General features: G+C 56.4%; 18 protein-coding genes, 2 tRNA genes and 1 pseudogene. 13 read left to right on the top strand and 8 right to left on the bottom strand.

Annotation, left to right across the window (positions count from 1 at the left end):
- Positions 1-72: 72 nt before the first annotated feature.
- On the bottom strand, positions 73-750 hold the full coding sequence (locus CUC55_RS18765; RefSeq protein WP_103088804.1) for an alpha/beta hydrolase: 678 nt from the start codon (positions 748-750) through the stop codon (positions 73-75).
- Between the two features lie 213 nt (positions 751-963).
- Between CUC55_RS18765 and CUC55_RS18760 the strand changes: the two genes are divergently transcribed.
- The 7 genes and pseudogenes from CUC55_RS18760 (at position 964) to sufA (ending at position 8,404) form a co-directional block, all read left to right on the top strand.
- Positions 964-2,133 carry a cysteine desulfurase family protein gene (locus CUC55_RS18760; RefSeq protein WP_067645513.1) on the top strand — a complete coding sequence of 390 codons (1,170 nt, stop codon included), beginning with the start codon at positions 964-966 and terminating at the stop codon, positions 2,131-2,133.
- 180 nt (positions 2,134-2,313) lie between these two features.
- Positions 2,314-3,783, top strand: a complete 1,470-nt coding sequence (gene sufB / locus CUC55_RS18755; RefSeq protein WP_067645515.1) for a Fe-S cluster assembly protein SufB — start codon at positions 2,314-2,316, stop codon at positions 3,781-3,783.
- Positions 3,784-4,240: 457 nt separating this feature from the next.
- The gene (sufC, locus tag CUC55_RS18745; protein WP_067645519.1) at positions 4,241-4,996 is read left to right on the top strand and encodes a Fe-S cluster assembly ATPase SufC; all 756 of its coding nucleotides are present in this window, start codon (positions 4,241-4,243) and stop codon (positions 4,994-4,996) included.
- 21 nt (positions 4,997-5,017) lie between these two features.
- Positions 5,018-6,290 (top strand): annotated as a pseudogene (gene sufD, locus CUC55_RS18740) (Fe-S cluster assembly protein SufD).
- Entirely contained in the window at positions 6,283-7,533 is a 1,251-nt protein-coding gene (locus CUC55_RS18735) for a cysteine desulfurase (RefSeq protein ID WP_103088802.1), read from the top strand. The pseudogene sufD and the gene CUC55_RS18735 overlap by 8 nt, the downstream one beginning before the upstream one ends.
- A gap of 12 nt (positions 7,534-7,545) precedes the next feature.
- Positions 7,546-7,929: an SUF system Fe-S cluster assembly protein gene (locus CUC55_RS18730; RefSeq protein ID WP_067645525.1), complete on the top strand. Its 384-nt coding sequence runs from the start codon at positions 7,546-7,548 to the stop codon at positions 7,927-7,929.
- Between the two features lie 85 nt (positions 7,930-8,014).
- On the top strand, positions 8,015-8,404 hold the full coding sequence (sufA, locus tag CUC55_RS18725) for a Fe-S cluster assembly scaffold SufA (RefSeq protein ID WP_103088801.1): 390 nt from the start codon (positions 8,015-8,017) through the stop codon (positions 8,402-8,404).
- A 149-nt stretch (positions 8,405-8,553) separates the two neighbouring features.
- On the opposite strand, the gene CUC55_RS18720 is transcribed toward sufA, so the two are convergent.
- The 5 genes from CUC55_RS18720 to CUC55_RS18700 all read right to left on the bottom strand — a co-directional run bounded on the left by CUC55_RS18720 (position 8,554) and on the right by CUC55_RS18700 (position 13,331).
- Complete coding sequence (locus CUC55_RS18720; protein ID WP_103088800.1) at positions 8,554-9,471, bottom strand: MYG1 family protein; 918 nt, start codon at positions 9,469-9,471, stop codon at positions 8,554-8,556.
- Positions 9,472-9,552: 81 nt separating this feature from the next.
- Entirely contained in the window at positions 9,553-10,035 is a 483-nt protein-coding gene (greA, locus tag CUC55_RS18715) for a transcription elongation factor GreA (protein WP_067645532.1), read from the bottom strand.
- Positions 10,036-10,100: 65 nt separating this feature from the next.
- Positions 10,101-11,309: an ABC transporter permease gene (locus CUC55_RS18710; protein ID WP_103088799.1), complete on the bottom strand. Its 1,209-nt coding sequence runs from the start codon at positions 11,307-11,309 to the stop codon at positions 10,101-10,103.
- Entirely contained in the window at positions 11,299-12,018 is a 720-nt protein-coding gene (locus tag CUC55_RS18705) for an ABC transporter ATP-binding protein (RefSeq protein ID WP_067645536.1), read from the bottom strand. Before CUC55_RS18705 ends, CUC55_RS18710 begins: the two co-directional genes overlap by 11 nt.
- Positions 12,019-12,032: 14 nt before the next feature.
- A complete protein-coding gene (locus tag CUC55_RS18700; protein WP_067645542.1) occupies positions 12,033-13,331 on the bottom strand; it encodes an efflux RND transporter periplasmic adaptor subunit in 1,299 nt (432 codons plus the stop codon).
- A 271-nt stretch (positions 13,332-13,602) separates the two neighbouring features.
- Between CUC55_RS18700 and CUC55_RS18695 the strand changes: the two genes are divergently transcribed.
- A tRNA-Pro gene (locus CUC55_RS18695) sits at positions 13,603-13,679 on the top strand.
- 103 nt (positions 13,680-13,782) lie between these two features.
- Here the strand turns inward: CUC55_RS18695 and CUC55_RS22915 are convergent.
- Entirely contained in the window at positions 13,783-13,929 is a 147-nt protein-coding gene (locus CUC55_RS22915; protein WP_170063920.1) for a hypothetical protein, read from the bottom strand.
- Positions 13,930-14,171: 242 nt separating this feature from the next.
- Between CUC55_RS22915 and CUC55_RS18690 the strand changes: the two genes are divergently transcribed.
- The 5 genes from CUC55_RS18690 to CUC55_RS18670 all read left to right on the top strand — a co-directional run bounded on the left by CUC55_RS18690 (position 14,172) and on the right by CUC55_RS18670 (position 16,421).
- Positions 14,172-14,477, top strand: coding sequence for an ETC complex I subunit (locus tag CUC55_RS18690; protein WP_067645544.1), 306 nt, complete (start codon positions 14,172-14,174; stop codon positions 14,475-14,477).
- A 14-nt stretch (positions 14,478-14,491) separates the two neighbouring features.
- Positions 14,492-14,568, top strand: a tRNA-Arg gene (locus CUC55_RS18685).
- Between the two features lie 337 nt (positions 14,569-14,905).
- The gene (locus tag CUC55_RS23690) at positions 14,906-15,106 is read left to right on the top strand and encodes an FRG domain-containing protein (protein WP_082760162.1); all 201 of its coding nucleotides are present in this window, start codon (positions 14,906-14,908) and stop codon (positions 15,104-15,106) included.
- Between the two features lie 109 nt (positions 15,107-15,215).
- Entirely contained in the window at positions 15,216-15,437 is a 222-nt protein-coding gene (locus tag CUC55_RS18675) for a hypothetical protein (RefSeq protein ID WP_067645545.1), read from the top strand.
- A 15-nt stretch (positions 15,438-15,452) separates the two neighbouring features.
- Positions 15,453-16,421 (top strand): hypothetical protein, encoded by a 969-nt coding sequence (locus CUC55_RS18670; RefSeq protein ID WP_067645547.1) that lies wholly within the window; start codon positions 15,453-15,455, stop codon positions 16,419-16,421.
- 20 nt (positions 16,422-16,441) lie between these two features.
- Here CUC55_RS18670 and CUC55_RS23760 read toward each other — a convergent pair whose 3' ends face one another.
- Positions 16,442-16,939, bottom strand: a complete 498-nt coding sequence (locus CUC55_RS23760) for an LAPAL motif-containing putative phage structural protein (protein WP_157940977.1) — start codon at positions 16,937-16,939, stop codon at positions 16,442-16,444.
- Between the last annotated feature and the right edge of the window lie 19 nt (positions 16,940-16,958).

Below are 16,958 nucleotides of genomic sequence, written 5' to 3'. Positions count from 1 at the left end.
AAAGAATTTTCTACGATCAAGAAATTGATCGCACTGAACCCAGGCTCAAGGCCGGGGTGACGACGTCCGATGTCACCGAATCCGCTTCGCGGCAGGCTCCGGTACCAACTCACCATTCAAACGGCGATCCAGATAATCCTCGCATTCGCTCATCAGCGTATCCACCTGACCACTGAAGAAGTGGTTTGCGCCCGGCAGGGTGCGGTGGGTGATCAAGATACCCTTTTGTGTCTTGAGTTTTTCAACAAGAACGTTCACGTCCTTCTCAGGCGCGACCTTGTCCGCATCACCATTGATGATGAGGCCGGAAGATGGGCAAGGTGCCAGGAACGAGAAGTCGTAGGTGTTGGGCTGCGGTGCGATGGACATGAAGCCTTCGATTTCCGGGCGGCGCATCAGAAGCTGCATGCCAATCCACGAACCGAAGGAGTAACCGGCGACCCAACAGCTTTTCGAATCGGGGTGCAGGCTCTGTACCCAGTCCAGTGCCGATGCGGCATCCGACAATTCGCCAGCGCCATGGTCGAACTCGCCCTGACTGCGGCCGATGGAGCGGAAGTTGAAGCGCAATGTGGTGAAGCCGCGCTTCTGGAACAGATAGAACAACTGGTATACGATCTGGTTGTTCATCGTGCCGCCGAACTGCGGGTGCGGGTGCAGGATGATGGCGATCGGGGCGCTTTTTNCCTTGGATGGCTGGTAGCGGCCTTCGAGGCGACCCGCAGGGCCGTTGAAAATGACTTCGGGCATATGTACTCCGGTCGTGTTTTTGTGTTTCTGAACCTTTTCCATGCGCAAGAAGACTTGACGCGGATGGTCAGCTTTTCTAAAACCCAGTTTAGAATTATTCGAAACTTCGTGTGCTGTCTGCACTGTTGGACGTGTCATAAGGCAAGCACGACGGAAATTTCAAGGAAAATGCGCTTTGGCGCATCAATCATAGGTTAGACAGACAGTTTCCCCATGAGCACGATAACGCGCACATATCTGGACTGGAACGCGACGGCACCCTTGCTGCCCGCCGTCCGGGATGCGTTTGTCTTGGCTCTCGATCTGTCCGGTAACCCGTCTTCCGTCCACAAGGAAGGTCGCGCCATTCGTGCTGCTGTTGAAGCGGCGCGCCGTGATGTGGCCGCTCTGGTGGGTGCGCAGGCATCGCATGTCGTTTTCACCAGTGGTGCGACGGAAGCTGCCAATCTGGTTCTGTCGCCTTCGTTCAAGATGGGACGTTCAGCACTTTCTGTCAGTCATCTCTATGTTTCGGCCATCGAGCATCCGGCCATTCGTGAAGGCGGGCGGTTTGATAAGGCCGATGTCAGCGAAATCGCGGTTACAGCTGCCGGTATGCTTGATCTTGCGGCGCTTGAGGCTGCTCTGGCCTCGCATGATGCCGCCAAAGGTCTGCCGATGGTCGCGCTGATGCTGGTTAATAATGAGACTGGCATTGTCCAGCCGGTGGCGGAAGCGGCGCGTCTGGTTCATGCCGCTGGCGGATTGCTGGTCGTAGATGCCGTTCAGGCGGTCGGCCGTATTGCTGTCGATATCGAGACGCTTGGCGCGGATTTTCTGATTGTCTCCTCCCACAAGATCGGTGGCCCCAAAGGCATGGGTGCATTGATCTCCCGTGGCGAGGTGATGATGCCGAAGCCTTTGATCCATGGCGGTGGCCAGGAAAAGGGTCATCGATCCGGTACGGAGAATACATCTGCCATTATCGGGTTCGGAACGGCTGCCGTTGAAGCTTTGAAAAACCGCGATGCGGAAGCGCAGCGTCTGAGCGTATTGCGTGACACTTTGGAAAACGCGATGCGCGCCATGGCACCGGATGTTATCATTCACGGTGCCGATGCGGCGCGGGTCTGCAACACCACGTTTTTCACCCTGCCGGGCCTGAAATCCGAGACGGGGCAGATTGCCTTCGATATTGAAGGCATCGCGCTTTCCGCGGGTGCTGCCTGCTCCTCCGGCAAGGTGGGCGAAAGCCATGTGCTGACGGCCATGGGGCATGATCCCAAGCTGGGTGCCTTGCGCATTTCGCTGGGTGCGGCGACAAATGAAGCTGATATCGACAAGGCCATCGCGGCGTTTGCAAAAATAGCCGGGCGGCGAAAGCTGGCCGTGCAGGCGGCGTAATGTCAAAAACAATTGCGGAAAGTCAAATTTCCGCTTGCCGGAGAGTGTGAAAAGCGCCATCCGGTCCCTAAATAAGGCATAACGATACAAGTTATGCTGGACACGAATGAAGGCGGGTCTTCCGTCTTGATACGTTGACAAGCCACCGGACNTTGGATCCGGCGAGATTGGAGAACGACTATGGCAGCGGTTCAGGAAACGATCGATCAGGTCCGCCAGATCGATGTGGACCAGTATAAATACGGTTTTGAAACCGAGATCGAAGTGGACAAGGCGCCGAAAGGCCTGTCCGAAGAGGTGATCCGTTTCATTTCCGCCAAGAAGGAAGAGCCGGAATGGATGCTTGCTTGGCGTCTTGAGGCGTACCAGCGCTGGCTGACGATGGAAGAGCCAACCTGGGCGCGCGTCAATTATCCGAAGATCGATTTCAACGATCTCTATTATTACGCGGCACCAAAGAGCACGCCTGGCCCCAAGTCGCTTGAGGATGTCGATCCCGAGCTGTTGAAGGTTTACGCGAAGCTCGGCATTCCGCTGATGGAGCAGGAAATTCTGGCCGGCGTCGAAAACCGTCGCGTGGCCGTGGATGCCGTGTTCGACAGCGTGTCGGTCGTGACCACGTTCAAGAAAGAGCTGATGAAGGCTGGCGTGATTTTCATGTCGATTTCGGAAGCCATTCGCGAATATCCTGACCTCATCAAGAAATATATCGGCTCGGTCGTTCCGACGACGGACAATTATTACGCGACGCTGAACTCGGCTGTCTTCACCGATGGTTCCTTCGTGTTCGTGCCGAAGGGCGTTCGTTGCCCGATGGAGCTGTCCACCTATTTCCGTATCAACGAGAAGAACACCGGCCAGTTCGAGCGCACGCTGATCATCGCGGAAGAGGGCGCTTACGTGTCCTATCTCGAAGGCTGCACGGCACCGCAGCGCGACGAGAACCAGCTTCATGCTGCCGTGGTCGAGCTTGTGGCTTTGGATGATGCCGAAATCAAATATTCCACCGTCCAGAACTGGTATCCTGGTGATAAGGACGGCAAGGGCGGCATCTACAACTTCGTGACCAAGCGCGGCGATTGCCGTGGCCACCGTTCGAAGATTTCGTGGACGCAGGTTGAAACCGGCTCTGCCATCACTTGGAAGTACCCGTCCTGCATTCTGCGCGGTGATGACAGCCGTGGTGAGTTCTATTCGATTGCCGTGTCCAACGGTCACCAGCAGATCGACTCTGGCACCAAGATGATTCACCTCGGCAAGAACACGTCGAGCCGCATCATCGCCAAGGGCATCGCTGCCGGTTTCTCTGAAAACGTCTATCGCGGCCAGGTCTCGGCCCACCGCAAGGCGACGAATACGCGCAACTTTACGCAGTGCGATTCACTGCTTATCGGCGACAAGTGCGGCGCACACACCGTGCCTTATATCGAAGCGAAAAACTCGTCCTGCCAGTTCGAGCATGAAGCGACCACGTCCAAGATTTCCGAGGACCAGCTGTTCTACTGCCTGCAGCGCGGCATTCCAGAGGAGTCAGCCATCGCGCTGATCGTCAACGGCTTCGTGAAGGACGTTATCCAGCAGTTGCCGATGGAGTTTGCGGTTGAAGCGCAGAAGCTGATCGGGATTTCGTTGGAAGGTTCTGTGGGGTGATCTTTCGTCTCTTCAAAAAACGCCCGTCAGGTGCTGACCAAATTCAGGACTTCATTGGTCGTCTGGAGCAGTCACACGCCGAAGATTTGGGATTAGCTGTTGCTACCGTAGAGCATACGGCAAATACGAATTTCGTTTTTGGCGATTTTTATGATCCGCAAAATCTCATTTTGGCTCGCCCAGATTTGATTGGACATGGCGTTTTAGAAACACAGAGACTCCAAGCTTGCGGGCTTGAAACAATGGCAGTGGGATGGATTGTATGGACACACACATTTCGTGCTTCTCACAACTCGGAACTGTTGCCTTTAGCTAAAAAGATGTGGGCCTCCTTAATACGCGGCGCACCTTATGCCCTAAATCAAAANGATACTCTGGTTCCTATCGTGGGATTTGAACTTCATGTTCAGGAACCTAACCGCTTACCCAACGGGTTTGCGTGAGAAAGGAAAACAACATGCTTGAAATCATCGACCTGCACGCAAAGATCGCCGATACCGAAACTGAGATCATCAAGGGCTTGAACCTGAAGGTTGCGGCTGGGGAAGTGGCGGCTATCATGGGGCCGAATGGCTCTGGCAAGTCCACGCTGTCCTATATTCTGTCGGGCCGTGAAGACTACGAAGTCACCTCCGGTGACATTCTCTATAACGGCGAAAGCATTCTGGAACTGGACGCTGCCGAACGCGCTGCCAAGGGCATCTTTCTTGCCTTCCAGTACCCGGTCGAAATTCCCGGCGTTGCCACGATGCAGTTTCTCAAGGTTGCTATGAACGAGCAGCGCAAGGCGCGCGGCGAAGCTGAGCTGACGACGCCTGACTTCATCAGACGCGTGAAGGAAGCCGCTGGCGATCTGAAGATCGACATGGACATGCTGAAGCGTCCGCTGAACGTCGGTTTTTCCGGTGGTGAAAAGAAGCGCGCAGAAATTCTGCAGATGGCGTTGCTGGAGCCAAAGCTTTGCGTGCTTGACGAGACCGACTCTGGTCTCGATATCGACGCGCTGAAGATCGTGGCTGATGGCGTCAACGCCCTGAAGTCCCCGGACCGTGCGACCATCGTCATCACCCACTATCAGCGCCTGCTTGATTACATCGTGCCGGATAGCGTTCACGTTCTCTACAAGGGCAAGATCATTCGTTCCGGCGACAAGAGCCTCGCGCTCGATCTGGAATCCAACGGTTACGCCGACATCATCGGTGAAGCAGCCTGATTGGCTGGGAAAGGTGATGTTATGAACATGCAAACAACCAACCGGCAGACGCCAGCGGAACTAGCGCTGGCTGAGGCTTTCACTGCCAAGTTCAGCGCTTTGCCGGGCGACGGTAACGTCGTTGCGGCACGCGATGTGCTGTTCGATGACCTGAAGACTGGCGGCCTGCCGACGCGTCGCGTCGAGGCTTGGCACTATACCGATCTGAAGACACTGCTGCGCGGCTTGCCCGAAGATGCGCCTGCACCCATGATCGAAAANGCGCGCGGCGCTCGTTGCCGGCGCGCTGATTGCTTACGTGATGCACGGCAAGGCAGTCGATTCCGAGATCGAAGGCTTCAAGATCGAAAGCTATGCTGAGAGCCTCACCGATGGTACAGCCGCTGCCGCTCTCGTTGCTGCCAGCAAGGATGATGCGATCGGCCGCATCAATGGCAGCTTCGTGCGTGACGGCCTGTCCGTCGTCGTTCCCGATGATTCTGTCTTCGTCAATCCGCTGGAGCTTCAAGCCATTCATGGGGCAGGGCAGGTTCACAGCCGTTTCCCTGTAACCTTCGGCAAGGGCTCCAAAGCAACCATCATCGAGCGTCACCTGTCGGTGACCGATGAGGCGGCCTTTGTGTCTTCGGTCAGCGAGATCAAGGTTCAAGACGGCGCGGAAGCGACCTACGTCATTCTCCAGCAACAGGGTGCAGCAGATACGCATCTCGGTCAGTTGCGTATCGTCATGGGTGCGGATGCCAAGCTGCGTCTGTTCGTCATCAATGCCGGCGGCAAGCTGGTGCGTCAGGAACTTCGCGTCGATGTGAACGGCGAGGGCTCCGACCTCTCTATCCGTGGCGTCAACCTGCTGGGTGGCGAAACGCATACTGATGTGACGATGGTTCTCGGCCACAACGTGCCGAACACGACTTCGACGGAAGTGTTCCGCAACGTGGTGTTCGACCGCGCCAAGGGCATTTNCCAGGGCATGATCCGGGTTGCGCCCGATGCCCAGAAGACCGATGCCAAGATGGCCTGCAACACGCTGCTGATGTCTGACGATGGCGAGTTTTCGGCCAAGCCTGAGTTGGAAATCTTCGCGGATGACGTTCAGTGCGGACATGGTGCGACAGTTGCCGATATCAGCGACAACCACCTCTATTACCTGATGGCGCGTGGCGTGCCACGGGCAAAGGCACGGGCCATGCTGGTCAATGCCTTCGTCGATGAGATCATCGAAGAGCTGGAAGACGAACAACTGGTAGAAGCGCTAGAAGATATCATCGCCAGCTGGCTGGAACATCATGCCTGATCGCGAACGCGCCGAAGTGGCCGCCCCTTATGACGTCGAAGCCGTGCGGAAGGATTTTCCGATCCTTTCGCGCGAGGTCTATGGCAAGCCGCTGGTCTATCTGGACAACGGCGCGTCCGCACAAAAGCCGCAGGTGGTGATTGATGCCATCTCGAACGCTTATGCCAATGAATATGCGAACGTGCATCGCGGCCTGCATTTTCTCTCAAATGCCGCAACCGATGCTTATGAGGCATCGCGCGAGAAGGTGCGTCGCTTCCTGAATGCCGGTTCGGTGGACGAGATCGTTTTTACCAAATCCTCGACCGAGGCGATCAATACTGTCGCTTATGGTTATGGAATGCCCAAGATCGGCGAGGGCGATGAGATCGTTCTGTCTATCATGGAGCATCACTCCAACATCGTTCCGTGGCATTTCATTCGCGAACGGCAGGGTGCCAAGCTCGTCTGGGTGCCGGTGGATGATGATGGTGCCTTTCACATCGAAGACTTCGAAANGAGCCTGACCGAAAAGACCAAGCTCGTCGCCATTACCCATATGTCGAACGCCTTGGGAACTGTCGTTCCCGTCAAGGAAATCTGCCGCATTGCGCATGAGCGCGGTATTCCTGTGCTGGTGGATGGCAGTCAGGCCGCGGTTCATATGCCGGTCGACGTGCGCGATATCGACTGCGACTGGTATGTCATGACCGGCCACAAGCTCTACGGTCCCTCCGGCATCGGCGTGCTCTATGGCAAAGCCGATCGCTTGAAAGAGATGCGTCCGTTTCAGGGCGGCGGCGAGATGATTCTCGACGTGTCCGAAGACGCGATCACCTATAACGAGCCGCCGCATCGTTTCGAGGCGGGTACACCGCCCATCGTGCAGGCCATCGGTCTCGGTTACGCGCTGGATTATATGGACGGTATCGGCCGTGCAGCCATTGCGGCGCATGAGGCTGATCTGGCTGCCTATGCGGCGGAACGGCTGCGCGAGATCAACTCGCTTCGTATTATCGGAAATGCGCCTGATAAAGGCGGGATTTTCTCGTTCGAGCTTGAGGGCATTCACGCCCACGACGTCTCGATGGTCATCGACAGGCGCGGCGTTGCCGTGCGCGCTGGCACCCATTGCGCCATGCCGCTCTTGAAACGCTTCGGCGTCACCTCCACATGCCGTGCATCGTTCGGCCTTTACAATACGCGCGCGGAAGTGGACGCTCTGGCTGAAGCGCTGGATTACGCCCGCACATTTTTCGCCTGAAGGATCAGGACCATGACGACTGACATCACCGAGCAGACACCAGCCGCAGCAGACGTTCCGGCAAAGGTTTCAAATATCGCGCCGGATGAACTGGCACGTATCAGCGACGACGTGATAGCCGCGCTGAAAACCGTCTACGACCCGGAAATTCCGGCTGATATCTTTGAACTCGGACTGATCTACAAGATCGACGTCGAAGACGACCGCATGGTCAAGATCATGATGACGTTGACCGCACCTGGTTGCCCGGTTGCCGGTGAAATGCCGGGCTGGGTGGAAAATGCAGTCGGTGCCGTCGAAGGCGTATTGGGTGTGACCGTCGAAATGACGTTCGATCCGCCATGGACGCCGGATCGCATGTCGGAAGAAGCGCAGGTCGCCGTCGGTTGGTATTGAGCCTTGATACCGGCTGATGATGAGACTAGATTCAATCCATGAAAGCATCGGGCCTTGAACCCGTTTGTTGAAGGAGAATGGGCCCATGGGCTTTGCAGTTATGACCATGACCGAGGCTGCCGCCTCCCGTGTCAAAGCAATCGTCGAAAATTCTGGACCGGACGCCAGGGGCCTTCGCGTTGGTATCAAGAAGGGCGGCTGCGCAGGGATGGAATACACCATAGACCTTGTGACCGAACCATCCGCCAAGGATGACCTGATCGAATTTCAGGACGCCAAAGTCTGGATCGAGCCATCGGCCGTGCTGTATCTACTCGGCACCCAGATGGATTTCGAAATCACGAAANTGCGCTCCGGATTTACGTTCACCAACCCGAACCAGACATCTGCTTGTGGCTGCGGTGAGTCGGTTGAGCTGAAGCCTGCGGATTTGGCGGTCCTTGCGAAACAGCGCCAGGAGGCGCTCAGCGTCTAGGAAACTTCACAGGTGGAGGCCACGGCCTCTCACTTGGTTATGCTCGGGCTTGTCCCGAGCATCCTACGTCTCATTCTTCGCAACGTGGGTAGATCCTTGGGACAAGCCGAGGATGACGGTCGGTGTAGTCCGCGTCTTTATCGCTTTGCTTAAACCGCTTCCCGCACAGCAATCTCCGCCATAGCCAACGCCGCTTCCCGCGTCTTCGCCGCAGCAATAAATCGCCCATTGTGACAGAAGGTTGCGCCATCGACACCCGACGCCGTCTCCAGATCACCATTCGTCAGTCCCGCCCATGCGGCGGGCAGGTCGGCGCGCAGCTCGAAGCCATCATCGGCGCGGCGAATGCCGGTCAGGCACCAGTCCTTGTCACGCGGGTGGACTACGAAGAGCAGGTGGTCCGCTCCTGCTTTGACCACTGCAGGGCGGAAGGGCATGCCGAGCGGCAATTCCAGAACGCGGCCTTCGCCAGTTTTTNCGATGGCGTCCAGTACCAGTGATTCGGCTCGCAATTTTGCGGCCTTCTTACCGATACTGGCCTCAACGAAGCTGCGCGCGATGGCAAGAGCAGCATGAAACGCCAGATCATCCGCCTCTGGATCGTTATTATCGAAGACGGGCTTCAATGTTTCGAGAAGCGCCGGCAACGTCAGCCCTGCGAGCAAACCTGCCGTCGCCGGGCTGAGTGCGCCATTGTCCATGAGGTCGATGGGCAGCACGAAGCCCGAGTCGAACGAGGTATGGATGGCTTCGATATGGGCTTCCGGCACACCATAGGCAGTCAGATACTGATGGCCGTAATGTTTCCAGATCAAACCGAACGAGCTGTAAGGCTGGCCATCTTCGCGAAGCGGTGCGCCGCGCTGGTGATGATCGAAAATGTGCGTCTCGGCGTCGTAGGCACCGCCGACATCGTAANTGATGCGATCCGCGCTAGGCGTGATGCAGTCCGGGGCGCGGCTGCGAACGATCTTCGCCTGCGGGAAAAGCCGGGTGAGGATGACGCTGGACAGCAGTTCATCGGCATGGAAGCCACCGGAATGGGTGACGAGAAAATCCACTGACATGGGAGGNCCGGCCTTATTGTTCGGAAAAAGCTTGTTTNACCGATCAGATATAGCGTGTCGACCAGCCCCGCAACCCGGCAATCAGGCGATTGCGGTGATTTCCAGCTCCTGGTCGCCAACTTGCACGAGGTCTCCCACGGCCTTGCCCAAAAGGGCGCGGGCGACGGGTGATACATGAGACATCGAGCCCGCCTTCGGGTCCGCCTCGTCTTCTCCAACGATACGAAATGTTTGTACGCGCCCGTCATCCCTGTCGAACGTAACAGTGCTGCCAAAGGCGACGATATCGTTGCTTTCTGGCGCTGGCATTGGCTGGGCCGTATGCAGGCGTTCGGAGAAATAGCGGAGGTCGCGCATGTGCGGTGCGGCCAGGCGTCTGCGCTCGTTAATGTCTTCGATTGCATTTGCCTCATCGAAGGCCTTGCGGGCTTCATCAACCTGCGCCGCCAGCGCCTTTAGCCCGGCTTCGGTGACGAGGTTGGGATGCTGCGAAACCGGGCGATCCGGCAACTGTGTTTCGGCTGCGGTTTCGGCACTCTCTTCTTTGACAAACGCGACGCTCACTTCAAAGCTCCTCTTTCATACCTTTCTTATATGGAGAGGGGATGGAGCAATGACAACGGTCAGTGTCATTCGTGCCTCAACGCCTCGATAGGGCTGAGACTTGCTGCCCTTCTTGCCGGAAAATAGCCGAAGATGACGCCGATCGCGGCTGAAAATGCGAACGCCAACGCGATGATCGCGGGNCTGGTGACGAAGGGCACGCCGAGAAAAGTCACGACGCTGTAGGCAAGCCCAAGACCGAACAATATGCCCGCCACACCCCCGAAGGCAGAGAGCATGACTGCTTCCACCAGAAACTGCGTCAGCACCTGCTTTNCCAGCGCGCCGATAGCCAGGCGAATGCCGATTTCGCGTGTGCGCTCTGTAACCGATACCAGCATGATGTTCATGATGCCGATACCGCCGACGAGCAGGCTGACGGCAGCGACAGCCCCCAGCAGGCCCGTCAATAGCGTCGTTGTGCCAGTCATGGCGGAGGCGATCTGCGCCATGTCGTTGACGCTGAAATCATCGTCCCGGCCGAGAGCGATCCGCCGCCGCTCGCGTAGCAGGTTCTCTATATCCGACTGAACCTTTGCCGTTGAAACGCCGTCCTGCGCCGACACCATGATGCTGGAAATGGTCGTGGTGCCGCCGATGCGCCGCTGGTGAATTTTCAACGGCATGATGATGGTATCGTCCTGATCGTCGCCAAGACCGGATTGGCCTTTGCGGGCAAGAACCGCGATGACCGGGCAGGAAATATTGCTGACGCGGATGGTCTGACCAACCGGATTTGCTGCGCCAAACAATTCCTGGCGCACCGTTTCGCCGATGATACAGCCGATCTGGCCGCCGCGATCTTCTGCGGGCAGAAACGTGCGGCCCTGTGACAGTGTCCAGTCCTGCGTGATCAGATAGTCATTGGTGGTGCCAACGACGCTGGTGGAGTGGTTCTTGCCGCCATAGATAACGGTAGCCGCCGAGCTTCTGTTGACCGGGGCCACGGCGCGGATGCCGCCAAGCTGGTCGCGCATGGCCTGCACATCATGGTCGTTGAACCGCTTTGCCTCCGTGCTGGCCCGACCGGGNCCGAACTGGCCGGGGCGCACGAACAGCATGTTGGTGCCGAGGCGCGACAGTTCTGATTTGACCTGCGCCGTCGTGCCGTTGCCGATCGTCACCATGGCGATGACCGCGGCAACGCCGATGACGACGCCGAGTACAGTCAGAAAAGAGCGCAATATGTTGCGGCTGATAGCACGCAGTGCGAGGCGCGCGGTTTCAAGAAACATCTGCCGCCTCCTGTTGCATCACCGCGCTATCCGATTCGAGATGTCCATCCACGAAACGCAGAAGCCGGTTTCCATAGGCGGCGATGTCTTCTTCATGGGTGACCATCACGACAGTGATGCCCTTGTCGCGGTTGAGCGAGGTGATCAACTCCATGATCTCTGTGCTGGTCTTTGTATCGAGATTACCGGTCGGTTCATCTGCCAGAAGCAGGGCCGGGCGGGTGACGATGGCGCGGGCAATGGCCACGCGCTGTTGCTGGCCGCCGGACAGTTCCTGCGTGGTGTGGTGCTCACGTCCGGCCAAGCCGACTTGCGCCAGCGCCTCCATGGCGCGGGGGCGTCGCTCCGCTGTCTTCATTCCACGATAGATCAAGGGCAGCTCTACATTCTCCACAGCCGAGGTCCGCGGCAAGAGGTTGAAGCCCTGAAACACGAAACCCAGCATGTGTCTGCGCAAAAGCGTCAGTTGCTCGCTTCCAAAGCCACTCGTTGGCACGCCCTGGAACAGATATTCTCCGGATGTCGGCGTATCCAGGCAACCGATAATGTTCATTGATGTCGACTTGCCGGAACCTGATGGCCCCATGATCGCGACGAACTCGCCTTCTCGGATCGACAGGCTGACGCGATCGAGCGCCCGAATCGTTGCTTCGCCGACGCCATATTGTTTGACGACGTTTCGAAATTCGATGAGTGGTTGACCTTTCATGCGCTTTTCCCGCCTCAACTGCTGCGTTGGGTGGCGTCGGTTATGATCTGATCGTCGGGCTTGATCTCACCGGATTTGATCGCCGTAAACTGGCCATCGGTCGCGCCCGTTTCGACCTGCACGGCCACGGGTGCGTTGTTGCGCAACACCCAGACGCTGCGCTTCGTCGGTTCCTGCTCACCGCCACTGCCGCCCCGCTGGCGACCCATGCGGGGAGGGCGAAACAGCCCCATCAAACCGCCACCACGTGATGCCGATTCACGCGGAGGCGTGTATCGAAGGGCAGCGTTTGGAACAAGAATGGCGTCTTTCACCCGCTCCACGACGATGTTTGCGGTTGCCGTCATGCCGGGCCGCAGCAGCAATTCCGCGTTATCCACCGTCAATATGCCCTTGTAAGTGACCACGTTGGAAACCGTTTCAGATGCAAATCGCACCGTTTCGATGGCCGCCGGAAAGCTTCGTTCCGGGTAGGCGTCCACATTGAATGTTGCCGTTTGCCCTTTCTCGACCTTGCCGACATCAGCTTCATCGATCGCCACCTGAAGCTCCATGTGGCGCAAATCACCCGCGATGGTGAACAGCACGGGTGCATTCAGCGAAGACGCGACAGTTGCACCGGGATCGACATCGCGCGTCAGAACCACGCCATCGATGGGCGAGATTATCCTTGCCTTGCCGAGGTTGAGTTCGGCCAGCCGCAGATCTGCTTCAGATGACAGGACCGAGGCGCTGTTGACCTGGAGCGTCGCGCCAGCGGCGTCATAATTGAATTGCGCCACTTCGAGGTCCTGCTGGCTGGAAACGCGGCTTTGAACCAGCGATCTCAGCCGTTCCATCGATGATTTCGCAGAACCCAGATCAGCTTGCGCCTTTAGCACGCTGGCTTTGGCGGAGGCGAGTTTAGCGCGGGCGCTCTGGACATCGGCTTCCAGCTTGTTGGTATCCAGTTCTGCCAGAACGTCCCCTGATTTGACAGGACTATTATAGGTCACGTTGACCTTGCGGATGGTCCCGGAAAGCTCACTGGAAATATCCACCTGATCTGTCGGTTGTACGGAGCCGGTGGACGTGACAATGACCGAGAGATCGCCTTTCTTGGCATCCTGCGTGGTATAGGTGTAAGCGACACGCGAACCGCCAGCGATATAATAATAGCCACCAGCACCCGCCAGCGCCAACACCATTACCGTCGTATACAGAAAGCGGCGCGACTTCTTTTTNCCGGTTTTCGCGGAAACCAGAATGTCGCGCAGATCCGGTTGCTCTGATGGATGGTTCGATGTCTTGTTGCTGTCGTCGGCGGAGTTCATTCTCTTTACCTATCAAGACAATGCCGTGGCCGCTTTNGGCAAAAACATAATTTTTGCAAGCCATTAAGGTTTTCGACATTGTGTCCGTCTGTCCCGTCCGGCTTCGCATAGCTTTGGCGCAGGGTGAAGTGAAAACTTCGTAATCTTGTCTTGAGGCAATGTTTTGAACGGATTTGCCTGGAACGACCGGCTTGTGAAAAAAANCAAAAGAAAGATGATTTNACCTGTTGCAGGGCAGGGGTGAACCGTGTATCTCCCCACCATCGAAAGACGGAGTGTAGCGCAGTCTGGTAGCGCATCTGGTTTGGGACCAGAGGGTCGGGAGTTCGAATCTCTCCACTCCGACCACTTTCTGAAGTCATGGTTTTACAATGACTTCCACAATTTCCCTAATGTACAATATGATAAGTTGAAGCCGATATCATCGGCTTGCGCCTTGCGGCGTCTAGCTTTAAGCCAGATATTGAAAATAGCCCCAGGCAGCGATGAAGAATGCGATGACGCCAAGGATGATGGCGAGCTTGCGCAATTGCGGGTTCGGTTTGCGCGGCTGCTTCGGTGGCTCCGGCTTGCGAAATTTAATGACGTTTTCATTCATGTCTGATGTCCTTTGCATTGCGGGCCGATAAAATATGCTTCGCGGGTAACGCGCAAGACGCGACAATGGCTTTTCAGCAGCGATGGCATTTATGGTTTCCGTAACATGCAGGGCATGATCGGCTTGACTTCATAAGGCGTTCAGTCCAATTGAGTTTNGCTATCGCGCTGTTATAAATCTATGATGTGTGATGGCTAGAAAAAGCGGAAGGCCGCTTGATCGTACGACCGGAGCAGTTTGAGATGTCTGCAAAAATTTATCGCCCAGCAAAAACGGCCATGCAATCTGGCAAGGCCAAGACCAATCAATGGGTGCTGGAGTTCGATGCCGAGGTTCCCCGCAAGATCGATCCGATCATGGGTTACACTTCTTCGTCAGATATGAAGCAGCAGGTCAAATTGTTGTTTGAAACGCAGGAGCAGGCCGAAGCCTACGCGAAGCGCAAAGGCATCGACTACCGCGTTATTCAACCGCAGGAAGCCACTCGCAAAGTAGTTTCTTACACTGACAATTTCAAGTTCAGCCGCACACAGCCCTGGACTCACTGATTCTATTCGGACATGGCCCCTTAGCTCAGCTGGATAGAGCACCTGCCTTCTAAGCAGGTTGTCGTTGGTTCGAGTCCAACAGGGGTCGCCACCATGTAAAAACGCTCCCGGAAGACTTCCGGGAGCGTTTTTTATTGTCGTTGATTTCGCCGGGATGGTTTGTCCATCTGCTGACTGATCGGGGCATTTCGCGGTGTTTGATCTGTCCATTTTATTTTTTNGGGCCGATCGACCTCGATTTCTCCGTCGCGGGACCGAGCGTCAACATTTCCTCAAATTGTTCGAGGGTTGCAGTAATGGAGGTTGGGTCATTCGATTCAACGAGATTGACAGCTTCCGTTGACCATCAAGATGCGTTCAGCGGGATTACTACCGCTATTTCTCGAAAGCCATTTCAGCGATCATTTCTCTAACCTCGAACAAGTTCGATGGTGACATTATCCCGGACTACGTCGAAATCGATGCAGGCGGAGAGCTGCCGCATACAGATGCTACTGTGCTACGCGCGACACCACGGCTTCCCCACGACACTGCTCGACTGGAGCCACACATTTTTCGTTGCGGCGTTCTTTTCCTATTCCACGTCAAACCGTGACACTGACGTTGCGATCTGGGCGTTCAAGGAATAGGGCGGACATCACCGTACCCAGAACTTTGACGATCCCATAATCACGACCATAGGCTCATACGTGAAACCCATCCTCGGCATTACCGCAGCAGCGCACCTATACCGTCTGCATGAACCAGGCCAACGAGACGTTCTTTTTCACGCCGCAAGACGACGCAATTTTATTGATGCCGGACGACCATCGGATGAAGAAATACATCCTGAGCGGCAAGGATCGCGAGAAACCGCTGCAGGACCTGCACACCATGGACATCACCGACTACTCGATCTACGGAAGTGAAGAGTCTTTGATTCGCATGCTGGCCTGTCAAGAAGTCGTCCTCAATCGATGAACGTAGGAAAACGGCATGGACAAGTTGCTTAGAAACGCGATCGACTCGATCGAGGTCGGAGTCGAGGACTTCCAATCGAATGAAGGCCGCCGCGCCCTCTCGGCCGTGCGCAACGTTCACGCAGGCGTTCTTTTGCTCTGCAAGACCGTCCTATGGCAACATTCCCCGGACGGCGAAGGCTCGCTCATCTACATCAAGATGGAGCCTAAGAAGCGGGCGGACGGCAAGATCGAGTGGCAGCCGAACAAGAACAAAACCGTGGACGCGTTCGATATCAAGGCCCGGTACAAGCTCCTCGGCCTGACGCTAGACTGGACCAAACTCGAAGAACTAACGAAACATCGCAACACGATCGAGCATCTATATCTGACCACGCCGGAGGCCGTCGTGAAGGAAGCGCTCGCCAATGCGCTTCCTTTGATCAACACGATCATGCGTGACCAGCTCAAGACCAATCCGGAACAAGAATTCCGAACCGAATGCTGGACGTTCCTGCTGAACAACGCGGACATCTTCGCTGAAATTGAGAAGGAGTGTGCGGCGACTTTCGAAAAGCTCCAGTGGCCGGAGTCTGAAGTCGGATTTCCAATCGAGCATCTTAGCTGCACCAATTGCGGCTCGAGCCTCATTAGACAGCAGGACCCCGACAACACGACACCGATTGAAATCGAGTTCGCGTGTCGCGCATGCGGAGAGGACAGCCTCGACCTCGGCGAGATGATGGAGCCTGCTCTCGCCTCCGAAGCCGCAGGCCTCGCTTACATAGCGATGACCGACGGCGGGGAGCCTCCAATCGCCTCTTGTTACGAGTGCGGTCAGGAAACCTACCTCATCGACGTCGGCCAGTGCGTCGTGTGTGATGCCTCGGCACCTGGTGAGTGCGGTGTCTGCGGCGAGGCCATCCACGTCAACGACTACAACGAAAGCTATCCCGGCCTATGCGGCTATCACGCGCATCAGGCCGAGAGGGCCGAGAGGGATTAGGTCCATCTGCATCGTCGAGGTTAAATGCCGCCCTTAGGCTCCTCAATGAGCAGGTCCATCTGCTGCGGGCTACGGATGTGTTGCTCGACCTTGATCACAGCATACTCGGTCTTCAGGCCGGCTCCCGTCTGCGTCTGTGTCACGCGGACCTGGCACACGAGGACATCGCCCTTTGTGAACGAAATCTGCTGGTGATCTACCTTATAGAGGAAGTCCTTGTCCTCGATAATGGCGCTTATCTGTGAGTTGCCGTCGTGCAGCCGCCATTTGTTGTCTTCCTTGAAAGCAAGGGAGACAATAGAAANGGCAGCCTTGCGCACATCCTCTAGGAGAACCTTGCCGTCTGGTTCGGGCGCGACGAAATACGTCGCTTCTGACTTGTTCACAACCTCGACGACGCGCTTCGCCTCGAGGACCTTGAACTCGTTGATGCCTTCCTTCTTGAGGGGGTCGTAAATGACACTGAACCGCGCCGGGTTTGCCGGAGGCTCCAACTTCTGAGAAAGTGGAGTCACCATGAGCAAGACAACGAACAAG

Origin of the sequence: Agrobacterium bohemicum (assembly GCF_002896715.1) — a bacterium.
Lineage (GTDB): Bacteria > Pseudomonadota > Alphaproteobacteria > Rhizobiales > Rhizobiaceae > Agrobacterium > Agrobacterium bohemicum.
This window is presented reverse-complemented; position numbering and strand designations above follow the sequence as displayed.